Below are 26,950 nucleotides of genomic sequence, written 5' to 3'. Positions count from 1 at the left end.
CCGCCGCTCCTGGTCCCGGAGACACATATGAACACCTATCGAGCCGCGCAGGTCGACACCGCGAACGGGTCCTTCCGGATCGTCGAGCGTGAGGTGCCGCGCCCGGGTCCGCGTCACGTACGGATTGCCGTCGAGGCCTGCGGAATCTGCCACAGCGACGACGTCTTCGTGAGCGCCGGCATGCCCGGCGTGCGGTTCCCGCTGGTTCCGGGCCACGAGGTCGCCGGGCGCATCGAGGAACTCGGTGAAGGAGCCGAGGCCGGCAACTGGAGCGTGGGGGACCGGGTCACAGTGGGGTGGTTCGGAGGGAGCTGCGGTCACTGCACTCCCTGCCGCCAGGGGGACTTCATCGTCTGCGACAACCTCAAGATTCCCGGCTACGCCTACGACGGAGGCTTCGCCGAAGCCATGATCGCGCCGATCGACGCCCTGGCCCGGATCCCCGAAGCCCTGAACGCGACCGACGCGGGACCCATGGCCTGCGCGGGCGTCACGACGTACAACGGTCTGCGGCACAGCTCGGCCCGGCCCGGCGATCTCGTGGCCGTGCTGGGCATCGGTGGTCTCGGCCACCTGGGGGTGCAGTACGCGGTGGCCATGGGTTTCGAGACGGTGGCCATCGCCCGAGGCGCGGAGAAGGCCGAGTTCGCCAAGCAATTGGGAGCGCACCACTACATCGACAGCACGGGGACGACTCCGGTCGCGGAATCCCTCCTGTCTCTGGGCGGCGCCAAGGCCGTACTGGCCACGGCCGGAAGCTCCGACGCCATCGCGGCAACGGTCGACGGCATGACGCACCGCGGCGAACTCGTCGTCATCGGCGTGAGCCCCGACCCGCTGGGAATCAGCCCATTGCAGCTGATCATGCGCGGCAGAACCGTACGCGGCCACCCGTCGGGCACCGCGCAGGACGTACAGGACACCATGGCGTTCAGTGCCCTCCACGGAATTCGCCCGACGGTGGAGGCCGTGCCGCTGACAGAGGCTGAAGTGGCCTATCAGAAGATGCTTTCGGGTGCCGCACGATTCCGGATGGTGCTCACCACCGGCTGACCGGCGCGGTCGCGCGGCCGCTCGGTCGCGCGGCCGCTGGGCCGGTTCCCGTCAACTGCCGTTTCCCGTCAACTGGCGGTGCGATCCCGGTACGTCTCGAGGATGCGCAGCCAGACCTCACTGATCGTCGGGAAGGCGGGGACGGCATGCCACAGCCGCTCCACCGGCGTCTCACTGGTGATCGCGACGGTCGCCGAGTACAGGAGTTCCTGGGTCCCGGGACCGACGAAGGTTGCACCGGCAAGCGTGCCGCGATCGACGTCGATCAGCACCCGTGCCCTGCCCTGGTAGCCATCGGCGTACTGGGCCGCGCCGGCGACCCGGCCGATGTCGTAGTCCACGACGTCGACACGGCGCCCGGTACGCTCCGCTTCCCTCGTTGTCAGCCCCACGCTGGTCACCTCGGGTTCGGAGAAGACCACTTGCGGCACAGCGGCGCTGTCGGCCGTGGAAGCGTGTTTGCCCCACCTGCCGTCGTCGAGCGGCTCACCATTGGCGCGCGCTCCGATGACGCCGCCCGCGATCCGCGCCTGGTATTTGCCCTGATGCGTCATCAGGGCCCGGTGATTGACGTCACCGACGGCGTAGAGCCACCCGTCGGCGATGTCCGTCACCCGGTACGAGTCGTCCACGGTCAGCCACTCGCCGGAGGTCAGGCCGACGGTCTCCAGGCCGATGTCCGCGGTGTGCGGTGCGCGGCCGGTTGCGATCAGGATCTCGTCGGCGACCAGGGTGTCCGCCTCCTTCAGGGTGATGCTCACGGGACTTCCTTCACCGTCCTCCCGGGAGACCGCGGTCACCGACGTGCCGAAGCGCAGGTCGGCTCCGGCGGCGCGCAGCGCGTCGGCCACCATCTCGCCGGCGAACGGCTCCATCCTGTTGAGCAGTCCCTTGTCCCCGCGGACCAGCATGGTGACTTGGGAGCCGAGAGCCTGCCACGCCGCGGCCATCTCGACGGCCACCACTCCGCCTCCCACCACGGCCAGCCGGTCCGGTACGTGCCGGGCGGAAGTCGCGTCACGGTTCGTCCAGGGTCGCACCTGCTCCAGCCCCGGCAGTGGGGGGAAGGCGGTGACCGTCCCGGTGCACACGCCGACGGCATGCCGGGCGTTCAGACGTACGATCTCGCCGTCCGCGGTGTCCACGACGACCTGCCGCGGACCGTTGAGCCGGCCGTGGCCGCGCACCAGGTCCACTGACACCGCATTGAGCCACTCGACCTGGTCCTCGTCCTGCCAGTGGGCGGCCATCCTGTCGCGGTGGTCGAAGACCGCGGGCACGTCCAGCGGGCCCTCGACCGCGCGCCTGAGTCCCGGGACCCGGCGGGCGTCGGCGCGCGCAACCATGGGGCGCAGCAGGGCCTTGCTCGGTTCGCATGCCCAGAACGAGCATTCTCCGCCGAGCAACTCGTTCTCCACGATCACCGTGGTGAGCCCGGCGGCACGGGTGCGGTCGGCGAGGTTCTCTCCCGTGGGACCCGCACCGAGAACGACCACGTCGTAGACGCGGGAAGTGCTGTCCATGCCTGTTCCCTCCATGGTTTCGGCCTCCTCGCCTGTCGGGGAGAGCGAGTTGGCGTCGCCGTCGGCGCCGACGAGTCGGCCTCAGCGGCCCGGAAGCCGTTCGGTGATTTCTTGCACGGTCCAGCCGTTGCCGTCCGGGTCCTGAACGAGACGAAGGAGGCGTAACTACGTCGCTCGGGATCCGGGCCGGAAACACGGCCCTTCGTGCCGGCGTGATGGAACACTCCACCGGAGTCGTGGAAGACCTCACTGACGTCCGCCCCGCTGCGGGCCAACTCCGCCCGCGCCGCCTCGATGTCCGAGACAACGAGGTGGAGCCCCTCGGCGGATCCCGGGGCAGCCTCGCCGACTCCATCACCGAAGATCACCGAGCATGCCGAACCCGGAGGCGTCAGCTGCACCACGCGAAAGCCGTCATCGGCGGTGAAGTCGGCGTCCAGCCGCCACCCCAGTCCTTCGTAGAAGCCCTTCGACCGGTCTGTGTCCGCCACCGGTATCACTACGACTTCGAGTCTCATGTCCATGGTGGAGCCTCTCTCAAAGGGTCGTCGGCTATGGCTACGCTCTCGGGCGTGCGCCGCGGCAGGAGGGGCACGGCAACTGGAGACCGCCGCTACCTGCGTCGTACGTGGCCGCCGTCAGCACCTCATTGCGCATGTGTGTACGGCCACAGCGGCGACGTCGTCCTGCCGATCGACCCGATGACGGTTGCGTCGATGCCAGGGCCCAGGCCCACCATCACAGCTCCTGGTACCCCGACCGTCGCAGGGCCGCGGGCTCCGGAGACCGCCCCGGCACGGGGGCAGAGCGGCCGAAGACCCCGCTGGTCGGAGGAGCGGTGCGACAGCGGGCAGGGCCTTCTTGAAGCTACCGCGCACGGCTGCCCGTCACCACTCGAGTGGCCTACGCCCCGAAGGCCGCTCGCTTGCCGACGCAATGGGTTGCGTACAACGCAGTTGAGTGGCGTTGGTCCGCGTTTCTCGTTTGAAAGCCAAAGATGCGGTAATTCGGCATAAAAGGGTTGTAAAGGCTGCTGGATGTGAGGGGGCCTGCCCCATGTCAACAGGAACACTTCTGGCGATCATCATTCCCGTCGCGGTGGTCATCGTGGTGGTGGCCGTGGCAGCAACGCTGATCATGCGCCGCCGCAAGCTGCGCGAGCGCTTCGGCCCGGAGTACGAGCGCACGATGGAGGGTGCCGACAGCCGCGCGGCCGGTGAGCGTGAGCTCAGGGCCCGTGAAAAGCGTCATGACTCGCTCGACATCAAGCCACTGGACAGCACCACCAGGGATCGATACACCCGGGACTGGACCAGCGTGCAGGACGAGTTCGTGGACCGACCGGAGGACGCCGTACACGACGCCGACCGCCTGGTGACCTCCTTGATGCATGAGCGCGGCTATCCGACCCAGGACTTCGAGCAACAGCTCAGGGATCTCTCGGTCCAGCACAGCCGCACACTCGAGCACTACCGGGCCGCCCACGATGTCGACGCGCTCAGCACCCGGCACGAGGCGACCACCGAACAACTGCGGGGTGCCATGGTGCACTACCGGGCCCTGTTCGACGAGCTGCTCGCCGACGGCGGCGAACCCCGCCGCACTGCGCCGGCCTGAACGGCACAGCGACCAGCCCGCCGCCCGGCCCGGGGAAGCCAGGCCTTCCGGGAGCGGAGGAGAAATGCAACGCAAGGACGTACCGGACACCGCCGCGGCGAGCGGTCTGTCCACCGACGATCTGGCCCGCCCTCGCGACGGGTCCCGGCAGCAGGACGAGGCGACCGCGCCGACCGCCGTGCCGACCTTCCCGGGCGAAAGCACGGCCACGCCGGGCAAGCCGCCACGAGACGAGGCCGCGGCAGCCGACGAGCGAACTCAGGACGAGGCGGTGGGAGCAGAACGCGGGGCTGAGCGTCAGGCCGGCGACCAGGGCTCCCGCCCCGAGGACGAGGCTCCGCAGATCCTCACCCCTGAGGACGAGGAAGCTTTCCGGACCCGCTGGCAGGACGTGCAGAGCAAGTTCGTGGACGACCCTCGAGACGCCGTGCACACGGCCGACGCACTCGTCGCTGACGTGATGCAGAAGCTGGCCACCACATTCGCCGACCACAAACAAGAACTGGAAGGACAGTGGAACCGCGGCGAACAGGCGAACACGGAGGACCTGCGCCAGGCCCTGCGCCATTACCGTTCCTTCTTCAACCGCCTGCTGGTCACCTGACTGGTTCAGCGGCAGACGCAGGCGCGGGGGACGGCCCCCGGGTTCCCGCGGGCGGAAGCCGGGAGCAAGCCGCCTTCATGGCCCGCCGAGCCCCCGACGGCCCATGCGTTCCTCAGACGGTCTGCCGCGCCGTGCGCAGGGCGAGTGGTGTCGCCGCCGCCCAGGCCTGGGGTGAGCACGAGTGGGGGTACGGGACCGGCTGGGGTGTGGCCGAGCGGTCGTAGCCGGCAAGAACCTCGGGCAGGCGGTGGCCATGGTGGGCGGCTGCCGCCACCAGGCCTTCCGTGAGGGTCGCGAGCTCGTCGGCGAGGCCATGGCGTGCCAGGCCCAGGGCGATGACCGCGTTGTCGTGCGGCCAGGCGCTGCCGCGGTGGTAGGACAGGGGGTGGTAGGGCTTCTGTCCCGCGGCCAGGGTGCGGATCGCCCAGCCGGAGAAGAAGTCCGGTGCCACCAGGCGCCGCCCCACGCGCCGGGCCTGTTCCTCGTCGAGGATCCCCGACCACAGCAGATGGCCGGCGTCCGAGGCCAGGGCGTCCACCTGACGGCCGGTGCCGTCGAGGGCCAGCGCGGGGAAGTCGGCCTGCGGCATCCAGAAGTCCGTGAGGAAGCGGCGGCGCAACCGGTGTGCCGTTTCCTCGAGGTGCCGTGCGTAGGACTCGTCGTTCCAGACGTGCCGCGCCAGCTGGGCGGTGCGCACCAGTGCGTCGTAGGCGTAGCCCTGGGCTTCGCACACGGCGATGGGACCTTCGGCCTGCGTGCCGTCGGTGAAGCAGATGGCGTCCTGGGAGTCCTTCCAGTTCTGGTTGAGCAGACCGTCGGGGTCGGGCGTGTAGACCAGGTAGCCGTGGTCGTTCAGACCGCCGTCGGTGAACATCCAGTCGACGGCGTTGCGGGCGTGCTGTTCCAGCCGTGCGGCCGGCGTGCGGTCACCGGTGGTCTCGTGGTGGGCGTGGAGCAGGGTCAGGAACAGCGGGGTGGCGTCGACGGTGCCGTAGTAGCGGCCGTAGGGGACCTGGCGGAAGTGGGCGAGTTCGCCGTACCGGGTTTCGTGGACGATGCGTCCGGGCTGCTCTCCGCTCGCGGGGTCGTGACGCGTGCCCTGGGTGGCGGCGAGTGCGCTCAGGGTGGCGGCCGCGGTCTCGGGGCGGTACGGCAGCAGGAAGTACGACGTCAGCAGGGAATCCCGGCCGAAGAGGGTCAGGAACCACGGGATGCCGGCAGCGGGCACGTACACGTCCTCGCCGTCCACACCGGTGGCCGCAATCGTCAGCAGGTCGAGGTCGTCGAGGCCCTGTTCGCAGGCGCGATCCAGGTCGTCGCGCGCATCCTGCCGCACCCGGGCGGGGTGCGGCACCGCAGGGACATGCGGTGGCAGGCCGTGGGGGCGTGCGCGTACGACGACTTGGATTTCGGTTTGTCCGTGGCCCTCCAAGCGCAGGTGCCAGGTGAGGATCCGGGCCGTATGTGCCGGCGTGTTCTCATCCGCGTGGACGGCGTCGGGGTTCGGCCGGCAGGTGAGGGTCGTGCGCGAGTGCCAGTCGGCCCGCCGGTAGTCGTGGACGAGTCCTTCGTCACCACTGGTGACCTCGTGGCGAGCGTCGCCCTTGTCGTAGACACGGTCGTCGCCGCGCAGCTCGAAGAGGTCGGCGAAGTCGGCGTCCACAGCGATGTCCAGGCGCGCGGTGACCGCTTCGGGGCGGTTGTTGACCAGACACAGGCGTTCGGTGAACGTGCCTGCGGTGACGGCCTGTTCGCGGAAGACCGTGTACGCGGGCGGCTTGTCCCGGGTACCGCGCGGCGTCAGGACGCAGGCGGCCGTGCTGCCCGATTCGGTCTCGGCCGGGATCAGGGTGATGGGGGTGGTGCCGTCGACGGTCAGGTGCCAGCGGCTGAGGTGCCGGGCGTCGCGCAGGAACATGCCACCCGGGACGGTGCCGTCGGTGGCGCTGATGTTCCCGTCGGGCCGGAGGTGGACGATCGTGGCGTCGCGTACCAGTTGCACGTGGTCGCCGGCCGTGGTCATGAGTCGGGCTCCTCGTCGGGGGCGCACAGCAGGTCCAGGGTGAGCGCGGCGGTCCAGGAGAACTGGCGGGCCCCGCGACCGGCGCCGGTGATCGGGTCGATGTATTCCGCGAAGTCGGACCGGCCCGCATCGGCCAGGATGCCCGTGCGCAGCCGTTGGGCCTGTGCGTGCAGGCCGTGGGTGCGCAGGCCCCGGTGGATGAGCCAGGCCGTGTTGAACCAGGCCGGGCCCCGCCAGTAGCGCGTGGCGGCGAATGCGTGGCCCGTGAGGTCGTAGCTGGGTACCAGCCTGGTGCCGGGTGCGGTGAAGTGCTCGCCGGCGAGGGTGGTGTGCAGCTGGTCGACGATGTCCTGGGGCAGGTGCGGAACGATCAGAGGGACAAGGCCGGAGACGCTGCGTTCGGCGACCAGGCTGTCCGTGGTCAGGTCGCGGACCAGGAACTGACCTGCCCGCTCGTCCCACAGCCGCGTGACGAGCCTTTGGGTGAGGGCGGCGGCGCGATCCCGGTGCGGCTGGTCCGGCAGGTTCAGATGCCGGGCCAGGTCGGCGAGCGCGAGTTCGCTGACGATCAGCAGCGCGTTGAACGCCGGATCCTCCATCGCGAAGTGGTGCTGCGCGGTGCGGTCGTCGTACCCGGCCGTGCGGTAGTCGGTGGCCAGGCGCACGTAGCGGCCGTAGTCGAGGTCGGTGGGCCGGTCGGCGGGGTGGCCGTGGTCCAGGTCGGCGCGGTGGAATGCGCCGGTGTCGGCGGGTTCCACGCGGGCGAGTGCCCGGTCCCAGCAGGGGCTGTTGTCCATGCCGGGCTCCCAGGGGTGCACGACGGCGGCAAGACCCTCGCCGGCGAGGTCACGGCGGGAGAGGAGATAGTCGTGCCAGGCCACCAGGCGCGGGTGGACACGGGCCAGGAAACCGCGGCGCTCGGAGAGCTCCGGATCGGCCCGGTGCACGAGCCAGGCGGCGAGCGCGTGCACCGGAGGCTGGACGATCCCGGAGGTTTCGGGGGTTGCCGGAGCGCCGGCGGCGCGGCCCGCCCGGGACGATCGCCAGAAATCGGGGCTGGGGAAGTAGGCGCCGAGGGGCAGCTCGGGGTTGAAGACGATGTGCGGTATCCGTCCGTCCGCCCATTGCGCGGACAGGAGGGCCTCCAACTCCCGCTGGGCGCGGCGCGCGGACAGGTGCCGCAGGCCGATGGCGACGAAGGCGGAGTCCCAGCTCCACTGGTGGGGATAGAGGGTCCTGGAGGGAACGGTGGAGGTACCGGTCCAGTTGTCGAGCAGGACCCGCGCCGCACCGCGCCGCAGTGTCAGGGGGCTGGGCGCGGTGGGCGCGGGCCGGTTCAGGAGTGTCTTCACGCGCCGGACCTTTTGAGGAAGGCGGGAACGGAACGGACGGCCTCGGCCGGGTCGCCGGTCAGGCGGCATTCCAGGGCCAGGTGACCGTCGTAGCCGATGGTGTGCAGGGCGCCGAGCCAGGCGGGCCAGTCGAGGTGGCCGGCGCCGGGCTGGAAGCGGTTGGAGTCGGAGATCTGAGCGTGTCCGATGACGTCGGCGTGGGCCAGGATCGAGGCGGCGGGGTCGCTCTCCTCGATGTTCATGTGGTAGCTGTCGATGCCGATCCGGATCGAGTCCAGGCCCGTGGCGCGGATCAGGTCGGCCGCCTGCTCCAGGCGGTTGACCATGTGGTCCTCGTAGCGGTTGAGCGGTTCCAGGAAGAGGGTGACCCCCTCCTTGCGGGCGTGGTCGCCCAGTTCCGTGAGACCCGCCAGCAGGACCTCGCGGTCCTCCTGCTCCGAACGCGGCGGCTCGAAGGGCGGCAGGCGGCGCGAGAACATGCCGTAGGAGGCGGGCGTCTGGGCGCCCAGTCCGCCGATCTCGGCCATCACGGTGAGCTGCGACTTCATCTGGGCGATGGCGTCGCGGCGCAGGTCCTCGTCGAAGGCGCCGAAGAAGTGGAGCATGTCCACGCACACCGTCGGCATGACGACGCCGTCCTTGCGGGCCTGCTTCAGCTCCTCGAGACGGGAGGCGAAGTGGAGGTCGCCCTTGGCGCGCAGTTCGATGGCACCGTAGCCGGCCTCCTGTGCGAACTCCCATTTGGCCTGCAGGGTGTCTCCGGGCAGGAGCTGTTCCTGGGCGGCGATGTTGAGCATGTGGGGGGCCTTTCAGAATTCCAGGACGACCTGCAGCGCCTCGGCGGGGCGCTCGTCGAGCAGTACGTAGGCGTCGGCGGCGTCGGCGGCCGGAATGACGTGGCTGACCAGGGACGTCACATCCACCTGGCCTTCGGCCGCCAGCCGCAGGAAGGTCTGCTGGAGGCGCTCGACACTCCAGCGGTTCGACAGCTGCGGGGGCACGCCGCCGATCTGCGAGCAGATCAGCTGGACACGGTTGTGGTGGAACTCGTCTCCCAGGCGCAAGCCCATGCCGTCGCCCTGGTAGAAGCCGGAAGCGACCACGCGTCCGCCGACGGCGACGGAACGCAGGGCGTCGTGCAGAGCGGGGTAGGCGCCGCTGATCTCGATGGCCAGGTCGGCGCCGAGGCCCGCGGTGGCCTCGCGGATGCTTTCGGCGACCTGATCGGTGCGGGCGTTGAGGGTGTGGTGGGCGCCGTAGCGCTTGGCGGTCTCCAGGCGCTGGTCAAGTGCGTCGACGGCGGTGACGCGGGCGCCGTTGAGCTGGGCGAGGCGGGTGGTGAGCAGGCCGATGACGCCCTGACCGAACACGGCGACGTCCTCACCGAGGTGGATGTCGCCGGCCAGGACGGCGTTGTAGGCGATCGCGCCGACGCGGGCGAAGGCTCCGGCCAGCGGCTCCAGCCCGGCCGGGAGGGTGTGACCGATCATGCGCTCGGCGGGGACGATGCCCTCGCTGCGGTGGCCCCAGATGCCCCACACAAGGTCGCCGGGCCGGGGCAGGCCCGGGGTGCCGGCCAGTTCCGGTGAGGTTTCGAGGACCTCGCCGACCTCCGAGTAGCCCCAGCCGGCGACGGGGTACTGGATGCCGGCGGCGCCCTCGCGGAACAGGCGCGCTTCGGGGTCCCACGTCCTGGTCAGGTAGGGGTTGGTGCCGCGGTAGGCGGTCAGCTCGGTTCCGGCGGAGATGCCCGAGTAGCGGGTGCGGACTCTCAGATGGCCGGGGGGCAGCTCGGCAGGGGTGTGCTCGGCGACTTCCACCTGGCGAGGGGCGGTGAATTGGACGACGCGTTCCAACGGACGGCTCCGTATCGATGCGGTGCGGCTCAGTACGTTGTGTCGACAATAGCCGTGACTTATGTCTTGTCAACAAGCAAAAGTGATGCTGAGATGCGTTCTCAGTAGTCGTAAGTCGGAACGAGGACACGCAATGCGCACCAAGAGCCGGCGGTCACGGATGACCGCGGTGGGCATCACCGCAGCCCTGGGATTCGGGCTGCTCACGGGCTGCGGCAGCAGCAGCACCGGGCCCGGCAGACCTGACCGGGAGATCACCGTCTGGTCCCAGGAGAACCTTCCCGACCGCATCGCGGCGAGCCAGAAGATCGTCGACGGGTTCGAGAAGAAGACCGGGATCAAGGTCCATCTCGTCGGCGTCGACGAGGGCCAGATGCCTCAGCTGATCATGTCGGCGGCCGCGTCGGGCACCCTGCCCGACGTGATCGGCGCGGCCCCCATGGGCCAGGTCTGGCAGATGTACAGCAATGGCCTGCTCAACACGGAGATCCCCCGTCAGATCACCGACGAGCTCGGCCGCGAGACCTTCAACGCCAACGCGCTCGACCTGACGTCGGACGGGAGGACCAGCCTCGGCGTGCCTTCCGACGCCTGGCTGCAACTGCTCGTCTACCGCAAGGACCGGTTCAGCCGGCAGGATCTGGCGGCGCCGGACACCTACGCGCGCGCCGTGGCCGCCGCCAAGGCCCTCACCACCAAGGGCACTTACGGCATCTCAGCCGCTACCGACCCCGGCGACGTGTTCACCTCGCAGAGCTTCGAGAGCGTCGCCCTCGCCAACGACTGCCAGCTCGTGGACGATCAGCACGACGTCGCGCTGAAGACGCCACAGTGCCAGGCGGCCTTCCGCACCTACGACCAGCTCGCCCGCAACTACGGCGCAGCCGGCACCCAGACCGTGGACTCCACCCGCGCCACCTACTTCGCCGGCCAGTCCTCGATGATCGTCTGGTCGTCGTTCCTGCTCGACGAACTCGCCGGCCTGCGCAAGGACGCCCTGCCCAGCTGCCCCCAGTGCAAGCAGGATCCGCGGTACCTGTCCGACAACAGCGGCATCGTCGCCGCGCTCAAGGGGCCCGACGCCGCCGAGCCCGCCCAGTTCGGCGAGATCACCTCATGGGTGACCACCAAGACCGCCGAGACGGCCGCCTCTCGGGAGTTCATCGAGTACATGATGGGCAGCGGCTACGAGTCCTGGATCGGCATGGCACCCGAGGGCAAGATCCCCGTACGGCAGGGAACGGCCGCACAGCCGGAGCGCTACCTCGACGCCTGGCGGCACAGCGACATCGGCGTCGACACCAAGAAGCCCTTCGATCAGGTCTTCCCCACACGCCTGCTCAACCAACTCGCCGACGGCGTCAGCAACATGCGCCGCTGGGGCATCACCCAGGGCGAGGGCGCCCTCGTCGGCGCCACCAACGGCGAACTGCCCGTACCGAAGGCCATCGGCGCCATGACCAGCGGACAGATCTCCCCGTCCCAGGCGGCGAGCGAAGCCGACGACGAAGTCGCCGCCCTGAAGAAATCCCTGCAGTAGCCGCCTGCCTGCACGTCACGAAAGTCTCACCATGACCACAGCCCCCACCGGCGCGGCGCAGCGCCGGGCACCCGACCTCCCACCGGCAGACGGCCCGGCTCCCCGCCGCCGACGCCCGATGACCGCCAGCCGCCGCGCAAGCCGCGCCGGACTCGCGTTCGTCTCCCCCACCTTCCTCGTCGTCCTCGTGGTGGTCGTCCTGCCCATCGCGTGGACCGTGCTCCTGGCCTTCCAGCACGCCAAGCTCGTCGACATCCAGGGCATGGGCCTGTTCGGCAACTGGACCTGGGACAACTTCGCCCAGGTCTTCGACTCCGCCGGCTTCTGGTCCAGCCTGGCCACCACACTGCTCTACACCGCGGGCGCCACGGCCGGCTCCGTCCTGCTGGGCCTGGTCGCCGCCCTCGCGCTGCGCAAGCCCTTCAGGGGCCGCGGACTCCTGCGCGCGGCGATGCTACTGCCCTACGTCGCCCCCGTCGTGGCCGTCGCCTTCGTCTGGGAGGTCGCCCTCAGCCCGCAGTACGGCATCGTCAACGACTGGGGCCGGCGCCTGTTCGGCTGGGACGACCCCATCGCCTTCCTGTCGACCCGCGAGTACGAAGTGAGCTTCCTCGGCGCCCACTTCAACATCCCGCTGGCTCTGCTGACGGTGATCGCCTTCGAGTGCTGGCGCTATTTCCCGTTCGCGTTCCTGTTCATCCTCGCCCGTCTGCAGGCCGTGCCGGACACCTTGGAGGAGGCCGCCACCGTCGACGGGGCCACGCCCACCCAGCGCTTCCGCCACATCCTGCTGCCCCAGCTGATGCCCGTCATCGCGCTGCTGTGCGTGCTGCGCTTCATCATGACCTTCAACAAGTTCGACGACGTGTACCTCCTGACCGGCGGCGGTGCAGGCACGGATGTCGCCGCCGTGCGCGTCTACGACTTCCTCACCGCCCGCTACGACGTGGGAGCCGCGGCCGCCCAGGCCCTGGTGCTCGCCGTCGTCCTCATGGTCCTGCTGGGCCTCTACTTCAAGTTCTTCGCGACCAAGGTGCAGGAGGAATCGTGAGCAAGGCCGCCCTGACGCGGGCCCAGTTCGAGGACAGACTTTTCGGCGTGCTGCGCTGGATCGTCATCGCGTTCCTCGCGGTGATCACCCTGCTGCCCTTCTACTACATGCTGCTGCTGTCGGTGAAGCCCATCGACGCGCTGCTGCTCGACCCCGGCTCCCTGTGGGTCTCCGCCAAGGACTTCACGGTCACGACCTACCGCGACGTGCTGCGCTCCACCGACGCCGGCGGGCAGGGCTTCATGAAGTTCCTCCTCAACTCGGCGCTGGTCTCGCTCGGCACCGTCGTTCTGACACTGCTGGCCGCCGTGCCCGGCGCGTACGCCATCAGCCGCCTGAAGTTCTTCGGCCACCGCCAGGTCAGCGCCCTGTTCCTGGCCGTGTACCTCTTCCCCGCCACGCTGCTGGCGGTCCCCCTGTTCGTCATCTTCGCGAAGCTGCACCTGTCCTCCAGCCTCGTGGGACTCGCCATCGTCTACGTCGCCCAGACAGTGCCGGTGTCGATCTACATGCTGAAGAACTACCTGATCACCATCCCCGCCTCCGTCGAAGAGGCCGCGGCCCTGGACGGCTGCACCAGACTGCAGACCGTCCGCAAGGTGATCCTGCCCCTCGCCCTGCCGTCCCTCATGGCGACCGGCCTGTACGTCTTCATGATCGCCTGGAACGAGTTCCTCTTCGCGCTGCTGTTCCTGGCCGCCGATCCCGACAAGTGGACCGTCTCCCTCGGGCTGGCCCAGCTCTCCAACGGCATCGAGGTCTCCAAGACGATCCTGATGGCGGGATCCGTGGTCCTGACGATCCCCGTGGTACTCCTGTTCTTCTCCGCCGAACGTCTCCTCACCGAGGGCCTGACCAGCGGCGCCGACAAGAGCTGAAGCATGGGGGAAATCATGATGACGCCGAACCAGGTCAGTGCGGGCGAGCTGCTGCACCTGATCCGCAGCGGCAGCGCCAACACCCGCGCCGACCTGCAACGCGTCACCGGTCTGTCCCGCTCCACCGTCGGCCAGCGCCTCGACGTGCTCAACCGCGCCGGATGGCTGCGCCACACCACCGGCCACTCCACCGGCGGCCGGCCCTCCGAACGCATCGTGTTCGACCCGACCCACGCCTCGGTGATCGCCGTCGACCTGGAGACCCGGCACGCCCGTGCAGCCGTCCTCGACCTAGCCGGCACCATGATCGCCGAGCACACCGGACCCTTGAACATCAACGAGGGCCCGGACCGGGTGCTCGACCAAGTGGCGGCCTGGTTCCCCGGCCTGATCACCGCAGCCGGCATCGAGACCACGCACGTCTGCGGAATCGGCCTGTCGGTGCCGGGCCCCGTCGACTGGGAGACCGGCCAGGTCGTCCAGCCGCCCATCATGCCCGGCTGGGACCAATACCCCATCCGCGAACGGCTGCAGGAGGCCTACACCCAGTACGTCGGGGCCGGTATGGACGACGGCCCCGTCCCCGTCTTCGTCGACAACGACGCCAACCTCATGGCGTTCGCCGAGCACCAGGCCAACCACCCGGACTGCGCAGCGTTCATCCTGGTCAAGGTCTCCACCGGCATCGGCGCGGGTGTCGTGGTGGGCAACAGCCTCTACCGCGGCATCGACGGGGGCGCCGGCGACATCGGGCACATCCGGCTGCACGACCGGCCCGACGCGTTGTGCATGTGCGGCTCGCACGGCTGCCTGGCGGCCGTGGCCAGCGGACGCGCGCTGGCGAAGGAGCTGTCCGCCCTCGGTCTCGAGAGCGCCTCCGGGTCCGACGTCGGACGCCTGATCGCCGAAGGGCACCCGGACGCGATCCGACTCGCCCGCAGCGCCGGGCGACGCCTCGGTGAGGTCCTGGTCACCGTCGTGTCCCTGCTCAATCCGGGCGTTCTGATGCTGGCCGGTGACCTGTCCGGCGTCCCCTTCATGACCGGTGTGCGCGAGCTGCTCTACCAGCGCGCGATGCCCCGCAGCACCGCACACCTGCAGATCGTCACCTCTCGCCTCGGTGACCACGCCGGCCTCATCGGAGCCGCCTCCATGGTCGTCGAGGTCCTCTACTCCCCCGCCCGCGCGGACGCCCGCCTCACGACCTGACGCCTCCCTCGGCATCCCTGCCGATGCGACGCCGGGCCTTCCCGCACAGACAGGACCACCATGACCACCCCACCCTCCGCGCACCCCTGGAGCCACCGGCCAGTCGAGGTCGGTCTCGTGGGCGCCGGCCCCTGGGCCCGTGCCATGCACGCCCGTATGCTCGCCACCGGTCCCGAGACCCGGCTCGCCGCCGTCTGGGCCCGCCGCCCCGAAGCCGCGCAACAAACCGCAGCTCCCTACGGCGCCCATGTCGCCGCCGACTTCGACGAACTCCTCGACCGCTGCGAGGCCGTCGCCTTCGCCGTCCCGCCCGCCGTCCAGGCGGACCTCGCACCTCTCGCCGCCAAACGCGGCAAGGCGCTGCTGCTGGAAAAGCCACTCGGCCCCGACCTGCCGGCAGCCCGCCGTGTCGCCGACACCATCGCCGAGACAGGCGTGATCACCCAGCTGGTCCTCACCAAGCGCTACCACCCCACCACCCGCGCCTTCCTGGCGGCCGCCCGCGCCCACGACGTGACCGGCGCCCGTTCCTGCTACCTCCACGGCGCCTTCCTCAGCGGCGACCTCGCCACGGGCTGGCGCCTCGAACACGGCGCACTGCTCGACCTGGGACCGCATCTGCTCGACCTGCTGGACGCCGCCATCGGCCCGATCACCCACATCCGCAGCACCGGCGACCCCCGCCGCTGGATCGAACTCACCTGCCACCACGAGAACGGTGCCGTCAGTCAGGCATCCCTGTCGGGCACCGTCACCGTGCCGCGCGTCGTGACCCGCGTCGAACTCTTCGGAGCCACCGAACCGTTGATCTACGACACCGCCGACATCGACCATGAGGAGTGCTGGCCCATCGTGCGCCGCGACTTCGCAACGGCCGTCCGCACAAATACACCGGCCGAACTGGACGCCCAACGCGGGCTCTATTTGCAGACGCTGATCGATCGCATCGTCCCGGACTGACCACTTGTAACCAGAGGCCGGCGTCAACGTCGGTTGGCCGTCCCCTCCCCTGGTGATCACCGGCGTGGTCTTCGCCTGCTGGGCGCGCATGCCGAACCGAGCGGGGCCGCCACTCGGGCCGAAGTACTGATCGGTGCGCGGTCCCACCGCGCCCGGAACCGGCCTTGCCTCGGGCCCTTACACACGAGGTTTCCGCAGTGGCGTCGACGAAGCGGACGTGCGAGGTGGCCGCGCCGGGTCGGGTCGGGGAGCGGGGCCCGGGGAAGGGCGGCAGGCCCGCCAAGTACTGCTCCGGCGCCTGCCGCCGGCGCGCCTTCCGCAACCGTGCCGCCGCGGCCTTGGAGGCACGGCAGCCGCCGGTCGTGCACGGGCACCGCCCCCGGCGGCGCCCGTGCGGCGACGGACGAACGCCTCGGCCCGCCGCCCGGGGCGTGTTGCCCTGCCGCTCGACCGGTCACGACGGCTCCGGGCGCTCGGGGACGAGGACGGCGACTTCCGACGTCCCCGACGGCCGGTTGCGCGCAGTCGGCCAGGCGGCGAACGGTTCCGTCCGGGCCGTCGGCGGCGAGGGCTCGGCTTCGGTCGGCTTGCGCTGGGACCAGGCCGAGCACCGCTGGGAGAAGCTCGCCGCGCCCGGCATCAGCACCCGCGGGCTCGCCGCCGTGCCCGGCAGCTCCGCGCTGTGGTCTGTCGGCATCGCCACCGAGGGCGACCTGGTGCCGCGGATCGTCCACTTCGGCGGCTGACCTCGCACATGCACGTACGCGCTCGACCCCGCTCGCGACGCCGGGGCTCCCCGAATCGGGGCTCGGGAAGCCCTCGGCTCCCGGCGCTGCCCGCGCCGTGCTCGGGGCTCCCCGTTCCCTGCCTGCCCGCAGGTCGTCCTGCGCCACCACGTCGATACCTGCGGTCGCCCAGGCCGTACAGCCCCTGCCAAAGGACCTTCGGTGACAAGCGGTCGAGGCGGCGGCGGGCACTATCGCGTGTACCGATCCGCCTCGTGTACCGATCCGCCGGGGTCCGCAACAGCACCCGGTCCGGTCGGCGGGAGGCGAGATCGATCACGCCGCCTATCGGGCAGCGCTTCAGCCGCAGTCAGCCCAAGTCAGTCGAGGTGCGGGCTTGTTGACACCGGGTTGACATCAGCCTCGGCCATCCGCGCGGGGCAAGGAGCACGGGTGTCACCTCCACGTGCCGGGGGGCGGGTCGGGTCACGAGGCGCGGCGAAAGACGGCAGCGGGGCCGATGACGCGGGGGCCGAACTTGTCGCGGACACGGTCGACGGCGGCTTCGGCCACGAGGCGGTCCTCGCGTGCGCCGTCGAGGCTGATCTGCTGGGCGACCTGGCCGGCATCGATGAGGTCCTCACCCTTCAGGGTCAGGCCCGTCAGGCGGCCGCGCTGCAGGCCGGCGGCGTCCATCACCTGGTAGGCGAGCCTGCGCAGGTCGTCGTCGTGCGCCGACGGCTCGGCCAGGCGGCGGGTCCTCTCCCAGCTGCTGTTGCCGGCGAACGTCAGCCTCACGGTCAGCGCGCGGGCCGCCTGACCGCGTCGGCGCAGGAGCAGCCCGAGCCGGACGACCAGGTCGAGGAGGGCGGCGCGGGCGCCGGCGCCGTCCAGGGTGTGGCGGGCGAAGCGGCACGTGACGGTTGCGGAAGCGGGCAGGGCCCGGGGGACGACGGGGCGGGGGTCGATGCCGCGGGCCCGGTCGGCGGCCGTACGCCCCGAGCGGCCGCCCAGGAGGCGCTGGACGGTGGCGGGCGCCACGGCGGCGAGCAGGCCGACCGAGTGGATGCCGTAGTCGCGCAGCACCTCGGCCTGGCCCGGGCCGATGCCGTGCAGGGCGTCGACCGGCAGCGGTCCCAGCCACGCGCCGACCTCACCGGGGTCGATGGCGAGGACTCCCCCGGGCCCGGGGACCTGGGCGGAAGCGGTGGCCGCGACGGTGATGGACGGCCCGATCCCGACCCGTACATCGATGCCGAGGCGGGAGATCGTGCGCACCCGCAGCATCTCTCCGAGCCGGCGCGTGTCCGCGCCGTAGTACCGCAGGGCGCCCTTGAGCTCCACCAGGGCCGCTGACGGAGGCAGCGCCTGCACGGCCGGGGACAGCTCTGCCAGCTGCTCCAGGACCTGCCGGTAGGCCTCCTCCGGCAGCCGGTCCGGGCAACGCACATGCATCACCGTCGACACCTCACCCGCCCGTCCGTCCACAGTCATGACGTCCACCTCCCGCACCCCACGATATCGAACAGGAAATCGAACACGCGAGGCGCAGCCGGTGGATCATGAGCATAGAATCAAAAATGTGTTCGATGACTTGCCGCCCGATCTAGACCGCCTGCACACCTTGCGGGTCTGGCATGCCCTGTGGCTGCAGCGCATCGACCACAAGATCGCAGCCCTTCAGAAGCGGCAGGCAGAAGAGGAGCACGCCCGGCGCACCCGGCCGCGGCCGCCGGAGTGGATCGTCGAACTCGGCATCGGCGACGGACGACCGCCCATCGAGATCCACGCCGGCGACTGCCACATGGCCGGACACCGGCGCCGAGCCGTCAGCCGCGAGGAGGCCCGCCGGCTGCTCGCCGCGGGACTACGGGCCTGCATCCACTGCCAGCCCGACAACCGGCTCCACATCCTCGACTTAGCCACCCGTGCCGTCTGCGGCACGACCCGACCACCCGCACCGAGTGGCGAACCATTCTGCGGTCGAAGAGATGGGTACGTATCACCCAGAACAGGAAAATGCGATGACAACTCCCCCGCCCGCGATCACAGAGCCGGACCCGTCCGCACTGTCCTGCCCCGTTGACCAGGTCGGGCCGTGCGCCACGTGCCACCGCAAGACGCACAAGTACGGCCGCGGTGGCCAGCCGCTGTGCCAGTGGTGCATGAGCCGCGCCCTGGAGAAGTGGGGCCCGACCGCACGATACGTCAGCACGCGTCAGGCCGACCCGGCTCACGCGCCATCCTGACGAACGGACGGCTCCCCTGCTCGGAGAGGAAAGAGGCCGCGCGGTCGGCCGTCCGGCAGCGAGCCCACCAGGTCCGGATTGAGGAACGCTTCACGTCGCATGAGGTCGAAGCTCGTCGAATGCGCTCGGGCCCGTCGGCGCGCGATCACCGACGGCCACGTGGTGCCCGTGTTCGCGCAGGAGCCGAGTTCGACAGCGGTGCGCTGGTCGAACGTGGCACGGTGGCGGCATGAACCCGCCGCCCCTCTCTCGGACGTCCCCTCCCCGCGGTCAGGTGATCGTCCTGACCGGGCCGCCCGGAGCCGGCAAGAGCACCGTGGCGCAACTGCTGGCCGATCGCCTGACTCCCAGCGTCCACCTGCACAGCGACGGCTTCTGGCGCTACATCAAGCAGGGCTGGATCGCGCCCTACCTGCCTGAAGCACATCAGCAGAATCAGGTGGTCCTGCAGGTACTGGTCTCAGCAGCGTTCGGCTACGCCGACGGCGGCTACCAGGTGATCTGCGACGGTGTCGTCGGACCCTGGTTCATCGATCTGTTCCGCGTGACGGCCCGGGAGCGGGCCCTGCCACTGAACTACGTCATCCTCCGGCCGGACCAGCACACCACACTGGAACGGGCAACGAGCCGGGCCGACGACGCTTTGACCGACCCCGAGCCGATTCGCTCACTGCACGGCCAGTTCAGCGACTTGGGCGTCTATGAGGTCCACGTCCTCGATTCCAGCGACCTGACCGCTGAGGCGACCGCCGACAGCATCCTGCAAGGCGTCGCAAGAGGCACCTACCTCCTCGAGCCGAGCGACCGCATCACCGACTCGAACGAACCGAACGACCTGAACGACCCGAACGACTCGATCGACAAATCTCGACAATGACTCGCCTTGGCGAACCCACGGCACCGCGGGCGCTCTGGGAGCCTTGGGCACCCGCCTCCCACAGCACCGAACAATCGCCGTCATTGGCGATGGGTGAGGCCAGGCCCGCAGCCCCGTCGGCCTTCACCAGCAATCCGCCATCAACCACCAGCCCCCGGCACACGTTCCCACCCCTCGGACATGCCCTGTGGGGCAACCGTGCTGGGTGTTGTCCGACTGCGGTGGTCGGGGCGCCAGTTCGCCACCAGGGCGGCGGCCAGGAGCAGTTCGGCGACGTCGCCGCCGTAGTACATGATCTCCGCGCCCCCCTGGACCTGCTCGACGGGTGCATGGATGTCCACCCAGAAACCGCCGTACATCAGCTGGGAGATCACCGCGTGTGCCGCGATGGCGACGCCGAGGCAGACCAGCCGGGCGCGCACCCCGGGTCGGGAGGGGGCGGGGTCGGGGCCGGCGATGACGTAGGCGAACAGGCATCCGGACAGCAGGAAGTGCGCGTGCAGCAGCCAGTGTGCGGCCGGGTTGCTCGTGGTCGTGTTGTAGAGGGGGGTGAAGTAGAGGACGGCGAGGCTGCCCGTGGACAGTGCCAGTGCCACCGCAGGGTGAGCGATCACCCGTGCGGGCGGGCTGTGCAGAACGGCGGTCAACTGCCGTCCCCGGGTTGCGGGCAGTGTGCGCAGCAGAAGGGTGACCGGAGCGGCCAGGACGAGCGCGAGCGGGGCGTACATGCCGATGAGCATGTGCTGGGCCATGTGGCCGCGGAAGTCCTCATGGGCGAAGGGGGCCACGGGCGGCAGCAGCGCCACGCCGAGCAGGAAGATCCCAGTCATGAACCATGCCGTGCGCCGGCGGCTCCAGCCAAGGGCAGGATTGCCACGGCGTGCCCGGTGGGCCAGCAGCAGGTACGCGCCGGCGCAGGCCAGCAGGGCGAGCGCGGGCAGCAGCGTTTCCTGGACGCTGCTGCCCGCCGTGTGCCCGTGAGCGGGCATGTCATGGTCCATCAGGCTCGCCGGCCCTCACGCTGCCCGACGGGAGCGTTGGGGTCGAAGGGCCGGCCACTGCGCTGGAGCAGGTAGCCGCCGACAAGAAGCAGCGCGCCCAGGCCGAGGAAGCCGAGGTCCCACCACGCCTGGCCGTCCCCTGCGTAGACGTGGTGAATGCCGAGGATGTGGTGGTCCAGGATGCCCTCGACGAGGTTGAACAGGCCCCAGCCGACGAACATCCACCCCCACAGCACCCGGGAGGTCCACACGCGCATCCGGTGATGGGTGACACGCGAGTACAGGATGGCGAGTCCGAGCAGAACCGAGAGCCAGCACACGGTGTGGAAGATGCCGTCCCACGCGGTGTTCATCTCCAGGCCGGAGACCGTATCCGGGTTGTAGTACTTCACGCCGATGCGGTCATGGTTGGTGCTGCTGAGCATGTGGTGCCACTGGAGCAACTGGTGCAGCAGGATGCCGTCGAGGAACCCGCCCATGCCTACGCCGAGCACGATGCCCGGCAGCTGGATACTCGCCGGTTGTGCCGTACCTGCCGGGGCTCCGCCCAACCTGGTGGCCATCCCTCGTCTCCGCTCCTGCACCTGAGTGCACTGGGAACAACGTCAAGAGCAGGTTCCCCTCCCGGCAGCGGCTCCCCTCGTGACATTGAGCCATTCAGCATGGTCACGGCACGGGACACGGTGAGGGTGTCCGAAACGCACGAAGCCCGCGGGGCGTTGGCAGAGCTGCCGGGCGCCGTTGGTTGCCTGATTTCCGGGCAAGGACGATCAGGCCGAACGAGAACCCGGGCGGATCGCTTGAGAGCACCGGTCGGCAGATCTGGCTTTATCCGGGCCGGTGGAGCCGTCCCGTCCATCGGTGGGCGGCCTTGGCACGGTGGCGGCTTGGCGAACGTGTCGAGGCGAGGCCTTTGCAGACCGGGCGGACGCGCTTCGCGCGAGGTCGCGCGCGTTTCAGCACAGACGGACACAGCAGCGGTGGGGGTGCTCGTTGCGCCGGCCCGCGCCGAAGTCCGGGCTGGTGAAGGTTGGGCGCGGCCCAGGGAGGGCCCGTCGTCCTCGCGGCTGAAATCCGGGCGGTCTCAAGCTGAACCCGGGCGGTCTCAAGGAGAGGTCCATGAGAGACGGCTCCCCACCTCGCCGGCTCGGAGGATGCACGCAGACCGGCCGGTGGGGCGGGCCGTCCGGCCATACTCGCCGTACTCACGCTGCCGCGCTTGAGGACAGTAGTGCCTGGATACACGGGGGCCATGACTCGACTTATCAAAACCAGGCACAAGGATCATGGGGCGCGGCACAGTCCGCCTCCGCAGCCGGACTCTGAGCGGGACGGACCGGCCACCGCACCGGACACCACCGGGGCGGAGTCCGGGGCGGAGTCCTCGCAGGAGCGCGTCGGGCCGGATCCACAGGTGGAGCGGCAGGCGCCCGACACGCCGACCGAACTGCCCAAACGCTCGTGGTGGGCAGCGCTCAAGGGCACCCTGCGCGAGTTCAAGGACGACGAGCTGACCGATCGCGCGGCGGGCCTGACCTACTACGGGGTGCTGTCGCTGTTCCCGGCCCTGCTGGTGCTGGTGTCGTTGCTCGGGCTGGTCGGCAGGTCGGCCACCGACAAGGTTCTGGAGAACATCAACCAGCTCGCTCCCGGGTCGGCCCGCGACATCCTCACGCGCGCGGTCGAACAGTTGCAGGGCAACGCCGGTATCGGCTCCATCATGGCCGCGGTCGGCCTCGTCCTGGCGGTGTGGTCGGCCTCCGGCTACGTCGCGGCCTTCATCCGCACCTCGAACGCGGTCTACGACATGCCCGAGGGGCGCCCGGTGTGGAAGATCCTCCCGATCCGGGTCGGGGTGACCGTCGTACTCATGGTTCTGGCCGTGATCAGCGCGCTGATCGTCGTCTTCACCGGTGCCCTGGCCCGGCAGGTCGGCTCCACGCTGGGCATCGGCGACACGGCTCTGACGGTCTGGGGCATCGCCAAGTGGCCCGTCCTGGCCGTCCTGGTGACGACCATGATCGCGATCCTGTACTGGGCGTCCCCCAACGCCAAGGTGCGCGGCTTCAGGTGGATCACCCCCGGCAGCTTCCTCGCCCTGGTGATCTGGATGGTCGCCTCCGCGGGCTTCGCGTTCTACGTCGCCAACTTCGCCTCCTACAACAAGACCTACGGCACCATGGCGGGCGTGATCGTCTTCCTGGTCTGGCTGTGGGTCGGCAACCTGGCCATTCTGCTCGGCCTGGAGTTCGACGCGGAAGCCGTACGGCAGCGCGCGATCACCGGCGGTCACCCGCCCGACGAGGAGCCCTACGTGACGCCGCGCGACACCCGCGCATGGGACGAAGAGGACCGGCGACGCCTGCGCGGTCCATGACGGCGCACCGCGGTACGGGAGGCCGGCGCCCGGGTACCCGGCGCGTCAGTTCCATTCGCGAAGCGCAACGCAACGCAGGGAGAAGGTGACCCTCATGACGACCACGCACCCGCGGTACCGCTCCCGCTCCGACGCCTCCGTGGGCGAACTGGTCCAGGAGGCCTCTCAGGAGCTGAGCGACCTGGTCCGGGCCGAGATGCGGCTTGCGCAGACAGAGATGACGCAGAAGGGCAAGCGCCTCGGCATGGGCGGCGGCATGTTCGGCGGCGCCGGGCTGGTCGGCTTCCTGGCCCTGCAGGCGATGGTCGCCACCGCGATCGCGGCGCTGGCCGTGCCGCTGCCGGTGTGGGCCGCCGGACTGATCATCACGGGCGCCTTGATCGTCGTCGCCGCGCTGATGGCGGCACTCGGCAGGGCCAAGGTTAGCGGGGCCACCCCGCCCGCCCCCGAGCAGACCGTCGACAGCGTCAAGGCCGACGTGGCCGAGATCAGGGAAAGGGCACAGCGATGACCAGCGACGCAACATCCGGCAAGGGCCCTGACGAACTGCGCGAGCAGATCGAGCACACCCGCGAGGAACTGGGCCGGACCGTGGAGGAGCTCGCCACTCGGGCCGACGTCAAGGCCCGCGCCCAGGACAAGGCCCACGAGGCCCGGGAGCAGGTCGGCCGAACGACCGCCCAGGTCACCCGGCGCGTGCGGGAGAAGGTGCAGCAGCCGGTGCACGACAAGGCCGACCGGGCCGCGCACCGCGTCCGGGACAGCGCGGCCAGGGCAGGCCACATGGTGCACGACAGGACGCCCGAGCCCATACGAACACGGACCGACACCGGCCTTCGGACAGCACGCCAGCACCGCGGGGCTCTGCTGGCCGGGACGGCCGTTCTGGGCGGCGCAGTACTGCTGGCACGCCGTCGCCGCACAGGAGCCCACCGATGAAGACCTTCAAGATCGCCTTCAGGCCCGCGGGCGTCGCCCTCGGCGCCGTCAGCGGCAGGCCGGCCAGCGCGGCCTTCAAGCAGACCTGGAAGATGCTCGGTCACGCCATGGACGCTCCGGACGCCACCGACGAGGAGACCGCACCTGGCAGGAGGTCCTGACGGCCGCGACCCTCCAGGGCGCCGTCTTCGCGGGCGTCAAGGCCGCGGTGGACCGCGCGGGTGCCACCGTGACCCGACCCCTGACGGGCACCTGGCCCGGCTGAGGGGCCGCGGCACTGCTGGGTGCGCCGCTGGGGCGCCGCGGTACGCGCCGCCTTGGGACCCCCGATCCCGGGCCGACGCCTGACGGCACCTGGCCCGGCTGAGGGGGCCGCGGCGCTGCTTGATGCCCCGACGGGATGCCGATACGCCGCAGGGGTGCCGCGGCACGCGCCATCTAAGGCCCCCGATCCCGGGCCGACGCCTGACGGCACCTGGCCCGGCTGAGGGGGCCGCGGCTGCTTGATGCGCCGACGGGATGCCGATACGCCGCTGGGGTGCCGCGGTACGCGCCTTAGGGCCCCCGATCCCGGCCTCGCACAGCCTCCGCAGGCAGGGCGTGCGCGGCAGCCGGGAGGCGACAACCGACAGCGGTCCTGGAGGCTCGCCACGGAACGATCTCCAGTCGACACGGTGCATGCATACCGATTTCGGCCGCGCCCCGCGGCAGGTACTCCAGCCGTTCGTCCTGCTGGTGCCGGCAGACGGCGGACGCAGTCCCGCATCCGCCCGGCGCAGACCCACCGGGGCCAGAGGACTACGCCGCGCACCGCAAGGGGCGGCGGCGCCTGTCGAGCGCGCGATCGGCGGATGAAGAATCACAAGATCCTTCGTCACGCAGGTTCGAGTGCGGCCTGCAAGACCTGCCCGCAGCGATGCAGATGGATGATCGCATCGATGATCCGCAAGACGTGACCCGTCGGCATCGGGGTGCACGCGCGGGCGGCGCAGGAGGACGATGGGATGGCTGGGGACACTGGCGCCGGCACATGTCAGCCTGGCAGGGCGGCGGCCTGATCTGCGGCGGGAAGGAGCCTGAGGTATGGGTGCGACCGAATCCTTCCGCGACGATCCCGGCACGGCGGGTGTGGTTGCGTCCAGACCGGGCGGCCTGATGGATGTGCTGAACGTGGCCGCCGTCCTCCTCAACGCCGAAGGCAGGATCGATCTCTGGAGCCCGCAGGCCGAGACCCTCTTCGGCTACAGCGCCGAGGAGGCCCTGGGTCAGTACGCGGGCCAGCTTCTGATCGACAAGGACCACCTCGACACGGTGCTGACGCTGTTCGCGCAGGTCATGCAGGGCGGCGAGAGCTGGGCAGGGGTCTTCCCCGTCCGGCACAAGGACGGCAGCACGCGCATGGTCGAGTTCCGCAACATGCGGTTGCAGGACGACCAGCAGGAGTACTGGGCGCTGGGTCTGGCCACGGACCAGGCGACGGTGCGGCAGGTGGAGCGGAGCCTGGCCCTGTCCGCCCAGCTGGTGTCCCAGTCACCGATCGGGCTGGGCATGCTGGACACCGATCTTCGGTACATCTCCGTCAACCCCGCGGAAGAACGGATGAACGGCGTACCGGCCGCCGAGCACATCGGCCGCCACGTCCACGAAGTGCTGCCGTTCGTGGGCGAGTCCCTCGAAGGTGCCATGCGTGAAGTCCTGGCCTCCGGGACGCCGATCGTCGACCACTACATCGTCGGCCGCACAGCGGCCGACCCGGACAACGATCACGCCTGGTCGATCTCGTTCTACCGGCTCGAATCCCCCAATGGGAAAGTGCTGGGCGTGGCCACCTCCAGCGTCGACGTCACCGACCGGCACCACGCCGTGGAAGAACAGCGCCGCACCGCCCTCACCCTCCAACGCAGCCTGCTGCCCCACCCCCCTCCACAGCGACCCGGACTCGACGTCGCCTTCCGGTACCGCCCCGCCCAGGCCACCATCGAGATCGGCGGCGACTGGTTCGACGTCATCCCCCTGAACGGCGACAAGACCGCGCTCGTCGTAGGCGACGTCATGGGCAGCGGCGTCACAGCGGCGGCCGCCATGGGACAGCTGCGCACCGCCACCAGAACGCTGGCCGGCCTCGATCTGACCCCGGACCAGGTCCTGCACCATCTCGACCATGTGACGGACGACGTCGAAACCATCGCCACCTGCGTCTACGCCGTCTTCGACCCCCACACCGCGCAGTGCCAGGTCTCCCTCGCCGGACACCTCCCGCCCGCGCTCCTCCACCCGGACGGCACACGCCAGCTGCTCCACCTGCCCACCGGCGCGCCCTTGGGGGGCTGCGGTATTCCGTTCGACTCCACCTCCATCGAGTTCAGGCCCGGGACCCAACTCGTGCTGTACACCGACGGCCTCATCGAGACCCGCGACGAGCCGATCGACGTACGCCTGAACGCCCTCCTCGAGGTCCTCGACGACCCCGACCGCCCCATTGACGCCACCTGCGACCTTCTCCTGCACGCCTTGCGTGCTGATGGCGATCACGACGACGTAGCCCTGCTCATCGCCCGGGCCGGTCTCAGCCCTGCAGCCGGCGCATAGGCTGTATTCGGACGTCGCAGTCGAAGGCCGCCTGAGTCACAGCGGGCTTGCTGCGCGGGAACGACGTCACCTTGCGAACGTTTCGTCGGGCGCTGGACGGCAGGCGCCCGTAGCCCTGCAGGCAGCGGGCTGCGCCATGAGTCCCGTCCGGATCCCTGCAACCGGCTGATCAGGTACGGGCGGTTCGGTCTCCAATGACGCCGAACCACACGTACCCTTCGTGTTGTCTACGGCGTCACATAGCGGGCGCCAAATACTGGAGGCAATACCTCGTGCTCATCGCTCAGCGTCCCTCGTTGACCGAAGAGGTCGTCGACGAGTTCCGCTCCCGGTTCGTGATCGAACCGCTGGAGCCGGGCTTCGGCTATACCCTCGGCAACTCCCTGCGTCGTACGCTCCTTTCCTCGATCCCTGGTGCTGCGGTCACGTCCGTCCGCATCGACGGCGTGCTGCACGAGTTCACCACCGTGCCGGGCGTCAAGGAGGACGTCACCGACCTGATCCTCAACATCAAGCAGCTGGTCGTC

General features: G+C 70.0%; 23 protein-coding genes and 3 pseudogenes. 17 read left to right on the top strand and 9 right to left on the bottom strand.

Annotated features, from left to right (window positions below):
• Nucleotides 1-27: 27 nt before the first annotated feature.
• Nucleotides 28-1,053 (top strand): alcohol dehydrogenase, encoded by a 1,026-nt coding sequence (locus ACFY5C_RS26420; RefSeq protein WP_389448116.1) that lies wholly within the window; start codon nt 28-30, stop codon nt 1,051-1,053.
• Between the two features lie 68 nt (nt 1,054-1,121).
• Here ACFY5C_RS26420 and ACFY5C_RS26415 read toward each other — a convergent pair whose 3' ends face one another.
• Together ACFY5C_RS26415 and ACFY5C_RS26410 are read right to left on the bottom strand one after the other, a co-directional pair.
• Nucleotides 1,122-2,576, bottom strand: coding sequence for a dihydrolipoyl dehydrogenase family protein (locus ACFY5C_RS26415; protein WP_389448114.1), 1,455 nt, complete (start codon nt 2,574-2,576; stop codon nt 1,122-1,124).
• 81 nt (nt 2,577-2,657) lie between these two features.
• A pseudogene (locus ACFY5C_RS26410) lies at nt 2,658-3,100 on the bottom strand (VOC family protein).
• A 532-nt stretch (nt 3,101-3,632) separates the two neighbouring features.
• On the opposite strand from ACFY5C_RS26410, the gene ACFY5C_RS26405 reads away from it, so the two are divergent.
• Entirely contained in the window at nt 3,633-4,193 is a 561-nt protein-coding gene (locus tag ACFY5C_RS26405) for a hypothetical protein (protein WP_389448112.1), read from the top strand.
• Between the two features lie 64 nt (nt 4,194-4,257).
• Nucleotides 4,258-4,797 (top strand): hypothetical protein, encoded by a 540-nt coding sequence (locus ACFY5C_RS26400; RefSeq protein WP_389448110.1) that lies wholly within the window; start codon nt 4,258-4,260, stop codon nt 4,795-4,797.
• 112 nt (nt 4,798-4,909) lie between these two features.
• Here ACFY5C_RS26400 and ACFY5C_RS26395 read toward each other — a convergent pair whose 3' ends face one another.
• From ACFY5C_RS26395 to ACFY5C_RS26380, 4 genes are read right to left on the bottom strand one after another with little or no spacing between them, the layout of a single operon-like run.
• Nucleotides 4,910-6,820 (bottom strand): glycogen debranching N-terminal domain-containing protein, encoded by a 1,911-nt coding sequence (locus tag ACFY5C_RS26395; protein ID WP_389448108.1) that lies wholly within the window; start codon nt 6,818-6,820, stop codon nt 4,910-4,912.
• Nucleotides 6,817-8,172: a trehalase family glycosidase gene (locus ACFY5C_RS26390; RefSeq protein ID WP_389448106.1), complete on the bottom strand. Its 1,356-nt coding sequence runs from the start codon at nt 8,170-8,172 to the stop codon at nt 6,817-6,819. Before ACFY5C_RS26390 ends, ACFY5C_RS26395 begins: the two co-directional genes overlap by 4 nt.
• Nucleotides 8,169-8,969: a sugar phosphate isomerase/epimerase family protein gene (locus tag ACFY5C_RS26385; RefSeq protein ID WP_389448104.1), complete on the bottom strand. Its 801-nt coding sequence runs from the start codon at nt 8,967-8,969 to the stop codon at nt 8,169-8,171. Before ACFY5C_RS26385 ends, ACFY5C_RS26390 begins: the two co-directional genes overlap by 4 nt.
• Before the next feature lie 12 nt (nt 8,970-8,981).
• On the bottom strand, nt 8,982-10,028 hold the full coding sequence (locus ACFY5C_RS26380; protein WP_389448102.1) for a zinc-binding alcohol dehydrogenase: 1,047 nt from the start codon (nt 10,026-10,028) through the stop codon (nt 8,982-8,984).
• A 133-nt stretch (nt 10,029-10,161) separates the two neighbouring features.
• Between ACFY5C_RS26380 and ACFY5C_RS26375 the strand changes: the two genes are divergently transcribed.
• The 6 genes from ACFY5C_RS26375 to ACFY5C_RS26350 all read left to right on the top strand — a co-directional run bounded on the left by ACFY5C_RS26375 (nt 10,162) and on the right by ACFY5C_RS26350 (nt 16,412).
• The gene (locus ACFY5C_RS26375) at nt 10,162-11,568 is read left to right on the top strand and encodes an ABC transporter substrate-binding protein (protein WP_389448100.1); all 1,407 of its coding nucleotides are present in this window, start codon (nt 10,162-10,164) and stop codon (nt 11,566-11,568) included.
• 31 nt (nt 11,569-11,599) lie between these two features.
• Complete coding sequence (locus ACFY5C_RS26370; RefSeq protein WP_389448099.1) at nt 11,600-12,619, top strand: carbohydrate ABC transporter permease; 1,020 nt, start codon at nt 11,600-11,602, stop codon at nt 12,617-12,619.
• Nucleotides 12,613-13,497 carry a carbohydrate ABC transporter permease gene (locus ACFY5C_RS26365; RefSeq protein WP_389448594.1) on the top strand — a complete coding sequence of 295 codons (885 nt, stop codon included), beginning with the start codon at nt 12,613-12,615 and terminating at the stop codon, nt 13,495-13,497. Before ACFY5C_RS26370 ends, ACFY5C_RS26365 begins: the two co-directional genes overlap by 7 nt.
• Nucleotides 13,498-13,500: 3 nt before the next feature.
• Entirely contained in the window at nt 13,501-14,706 is a 1,206-nt protein-coding gene (locus ACFY5C_RS26360) for an ROK family protein (RefSeq protein ID WP_389448097.1), read from the top strand.
• Between the two features lie 60 nt (nt 14,707-14,766).
• Nucleotides 14,767-15,666 carry a Gfo/Idh/MocA family protein gene (locus ACFY5C_RS26355; RefSeq protein WP_389448095.1) on the top strand — a complete coding sequence of 300 codons (900 nt, stop codon included), beginning with the start codon at nt 14,767-14,769 and terminating at the stop codon, nt 15,664-15,666.
• 197 nt (nt 15,667-15,863) lie between these two features.
• Entirely contained in the window at nt 15,864-16,412 is a 549-nt protein-coding gene (locus ACFY5C_RS26350; protein ID WP_389448093.1) for a hypothetical protein, read from the top strand.
• A gap of 465 nt (nt 16,413-16,877) precedes the next feature.
• On the opposite strand, the gene ACFY5C_RS26345 is transcribed toward ACFY5C_RS26350, so the two are convergent.
• Nucleotides 16,878-17,885, bottom strand: a complete 1,008-nt coding sequence (locus tag ACFY5C_RS26345) for a hypothetical protein (RefSeq protein WP_389448091.1) — start codon at nt 17,883-17,885, stop codon at nt 16,878-16,880.
• A gap of 88 nt (nt 17,886-17,973) precedes the next feature.
• Between ACFY5C_RS26345 and ACFY5C_RS26340 the strand changes: the two genes are divergently transcribed.
• Complete coding sequence (locus ACFY5C_RS26340) at nt 17,974-18,477, top strand: DUF6233 domain-containing protein (RefSeq protein WP_389448089.1); 504 nt, start codon at nt 17,974-17,976, stop codon at nt 18,475-18,477.
• A gap of 437 nt (nt 18,478-18,914) precedes the next feature.
• The gene (locus ACFY5C_RS26335) at nt 18,915-19,517 is read left to right on the top strand and encodes an AAA family ATPase (RefSeq protein WP_389448087.1); all 603 of its coding nucleotides are present in this window, start codon (nt 18,915-18,917) and stop codon (nt 19,515-19,517) included.
• A gap of 140 nt (nt 19,518-19,657) precedes the next feature.
• Here ACFY5C_RS26335 and ACFY5C_RS26330 read toward each other — a convergent pair whose 3' ends face one another.
• Together ACFY5C_RS26330 and ACFY5C_RS26325 are read right to left on the bottom strand one after the other, a co-directional pair.
• A complete protein-coding gene (locus ACFY5C_RS26330; protein ID WP_389448085.1) occupies nt 19,658-20,506 on the bottom strand; it encodes a cytochrome c oxidase assembly protein in 849 nt (282 codons plus the stop codon).
• A gap of 11 nt (nt 20,507-20,517) precedes the next feature.
• Nucleotides 20,518-21,081 (bottom strand): DUF2243 domain-containing protein, encoded by a 564-nt coding sequence (locus ACFY5C_RS26325; protein WP_389448083.1) that lies wholly within the window; start codon nt 21,079-21,081, stop codon nt 20,518-20,520.
• A 689-nt stretch (nt 21,082-21,770) separates the two neighbouring features.
• Here ACFY5C_RS26325 and ACFY5C_RS26320 point away from each other — a divergent pair.
• The 6 genes and pseudogenes from ACFY5C_RS26320 to ACFY5C_RS26295 all read left to right on the top strand — a co-directional run.
• Nucleotides 21,771-22,895 carry a YihY/virulence factor BrkB family protein gene (locus ACFY5C_RS26320; protein ID WP_389448081.1) on the top strand — a complete coding sequence of 375 codons (1,125 nt, stop codon included), beginning with the start codon at nt 21,771-21,773 and terminating at the stop codon, nt 22,893-22,895.
• Between the two features lie 94 nt (nt 22,896-22,989).
• Nucleotides 22,990-23,406, top strand: a complete 417-nt coding sequence (locus tag ACFY5C_RS26315; protein ID WP_389448080.1) for a phage holin family protein — start codon at nt 22,990-22,992, stop codon at nt 23,404-23,406.
• Entirely contained in the window at nt 23,403-23,834 is a 432-nt protein-coding gene (locus tag ACFY5C_RS26310; protein ID WP_389448078.1) for a DUF3618 domain-containing protein, read from the top strand. The genes ACFY5C_RS26315 and ACFY5C_RS26310 overlap by 4 nt, the downstream gene beginning before the upstream one ends.
• Nucleotides 23,831-24,099: pseudogene (locus ACFY5C_RS26305) on the top strand (DUF4235 domain-containing protein). Before ACFY5C_RS26310 ends, ACFY5C_RS26305 begins: the two are co-directional and overlap by 4 nt.
• An 818-nt stretch (nt 24,100-24,917) precedes the next feature.
• Complete coding sequence (locus tag ACFY5C_RS26300) at nt 24,918-26,423, top strand: SpoIIE family protein phosphatase (protein ID WP_389448076.1); 1,506 nt, start codon at nt 24,918-24,920, stop codon at nt 26,421-26,423.
• 272 nt (nt 26,424-26,695) lie between these two features.
• Nucleotides 26,696-26,950, top strand: a pseudogene (locus ACFY5C_RS26295) (DNA-directed RNA polymerase subunit alpha); the annotation flags it as partial.

Source organism: Streptomyces sp. NPDC012935 (assembly GCF_042900345.1).
Classification (GTDB): domain Bacteria; phylum Actinomycetota; class Actinomycetes; order Streptomycetales; family Streptomycetaceae; genus Streptomyces.
Note: the sequence above shows the minus strand (reverse complement) of the source record. Positions and strands in the feature narration are given on the sequence as shown.

Excerpts from the sequence above, each read along its gene's own strand:
- ACFY5C_RS26420 (WP_389448116.1), top strand. The coding sequence starts at position 28 with ATGAACACCTATCGAGCCGCGCAGGTCGACACCGCGAACGGGTCCTTC.
- ACFY5C_RS26415 (WP_389448114.1), bottom strand. The coding sequence starts at position 2,576 with ATGGACAGCACTTCCCGCGTCTACGACGTGGTCGTTCTCGGTGCGGGT.
- ACFY5C_RS26405 (WP_389448112.1), top strand. The coding sequence starts at position 3,633 with ATGTCAACAGGAACACTTCTGGCGATCATCATTCCCGTCGCGGTGGTC.
- ACFY5C_RS26400 (WP_389448110.1), top strand. The coding sequence starts at position 4,258 with ATGCAACGCAAGGACGTACCGGACACCGCCGCGGCGAGCGGTCTGTCC.
- ACFY5C_RS26395 (WP_389448108.1), bottom strand. The coding sequence starts at position 6,820 with ATGACCACGGCCGGCGACCACGTGCAACTGGTACGCGACGCCACGATC.
- ACFY5C_RS26385 (WP_389448104.1), bottom strand. The coding sequence starts at position 8,969 with ATGCTCAACATCGCCGCCCAGGAACAGCTCCTGCCCGGAGACACCCTG.
- ACFY5C_RS26375 (WP_389448100.1), top strand. The coding sequence starts at position 10,162 with ATGCGCACCAAGAGCCGGCGGTCACGGATGACCGCGGTGGGCATCACC.
- ACFY5C_RS26370 (WP_389448099.1), top strand. The coding sequence starts at position 11,600 with ATGACCACAGCCCCCACCGGCGCGGCGCAGCGCCGGGCACCCGACCTC.
- ACFY5C_RS26360 (WP_389448097.1), top strand. The coding sequence starts at position 13,501 with ATGGGGGAAATCATGATGACGCCGAACCAGGTCAGTGCGGGCGAGCTG.
- ACFY5C_RS26355 (WP_389448095.1), top strand. The coding sequence starts at position 14,767 with ATGACCACCCCACCCTCCGCGCACCCCTGGAGCCACCGGCCAGTCGAG.
- ACFY5C_RS26345 (WP_389448091.1), bottom strand. The coding sequence starts at position 17,885 with ATGACTGTGGACGGACGGGCGGGTGAGGTGTCGACGGTGATGCATGTG.
- ACFY5C_RS26330 (WP_389448085.1), bottom strand. The coding sequence starts at position 20,506 with ATGCCCGCTCACGGGCACACGGCGGGCAGCAGCGTCCAGGAAACGCTG.
- ACFY5C_RS26325 (WP_389448083.1), bottom strand. The coding sequence starts at position 21,081 with ATGGCCACCAGGTTGGGCGGAGCCCCGGCAGGTACGGCACAACCGGCG.
- ACFY5C_RS26320 (WP_389448081.1), top strand. The coding sequence starts at position 21,771 with ATGACTCGACTTATCAAAACCAGGCACAAGGATCATGGGGCGCGGCAC.
- ACFY5C_RS26315 (WP_389448080.1), top strand. The coding sequence starts at position 22,990 with ATGACGACCACGCACCCGCGGTACCGCTCCCGCTCCGACGCCTCCGTG.
- ACFY5C_RS26310 (WP_389448078.1), top strand. The coding sequence starts at position 23,403 with ATGACCAGCGACGCAACATCCGGCAAGGGCCCTGACGAACTGCGCGAG.
- ACFY5C_RS26300 (WP_389448076.1), top strand. The coding sequence starts at position 24,918 with ATGGGTGCGACCGAATCCTTCCGCGACGATCCCGGCACGGCGGGTGTG.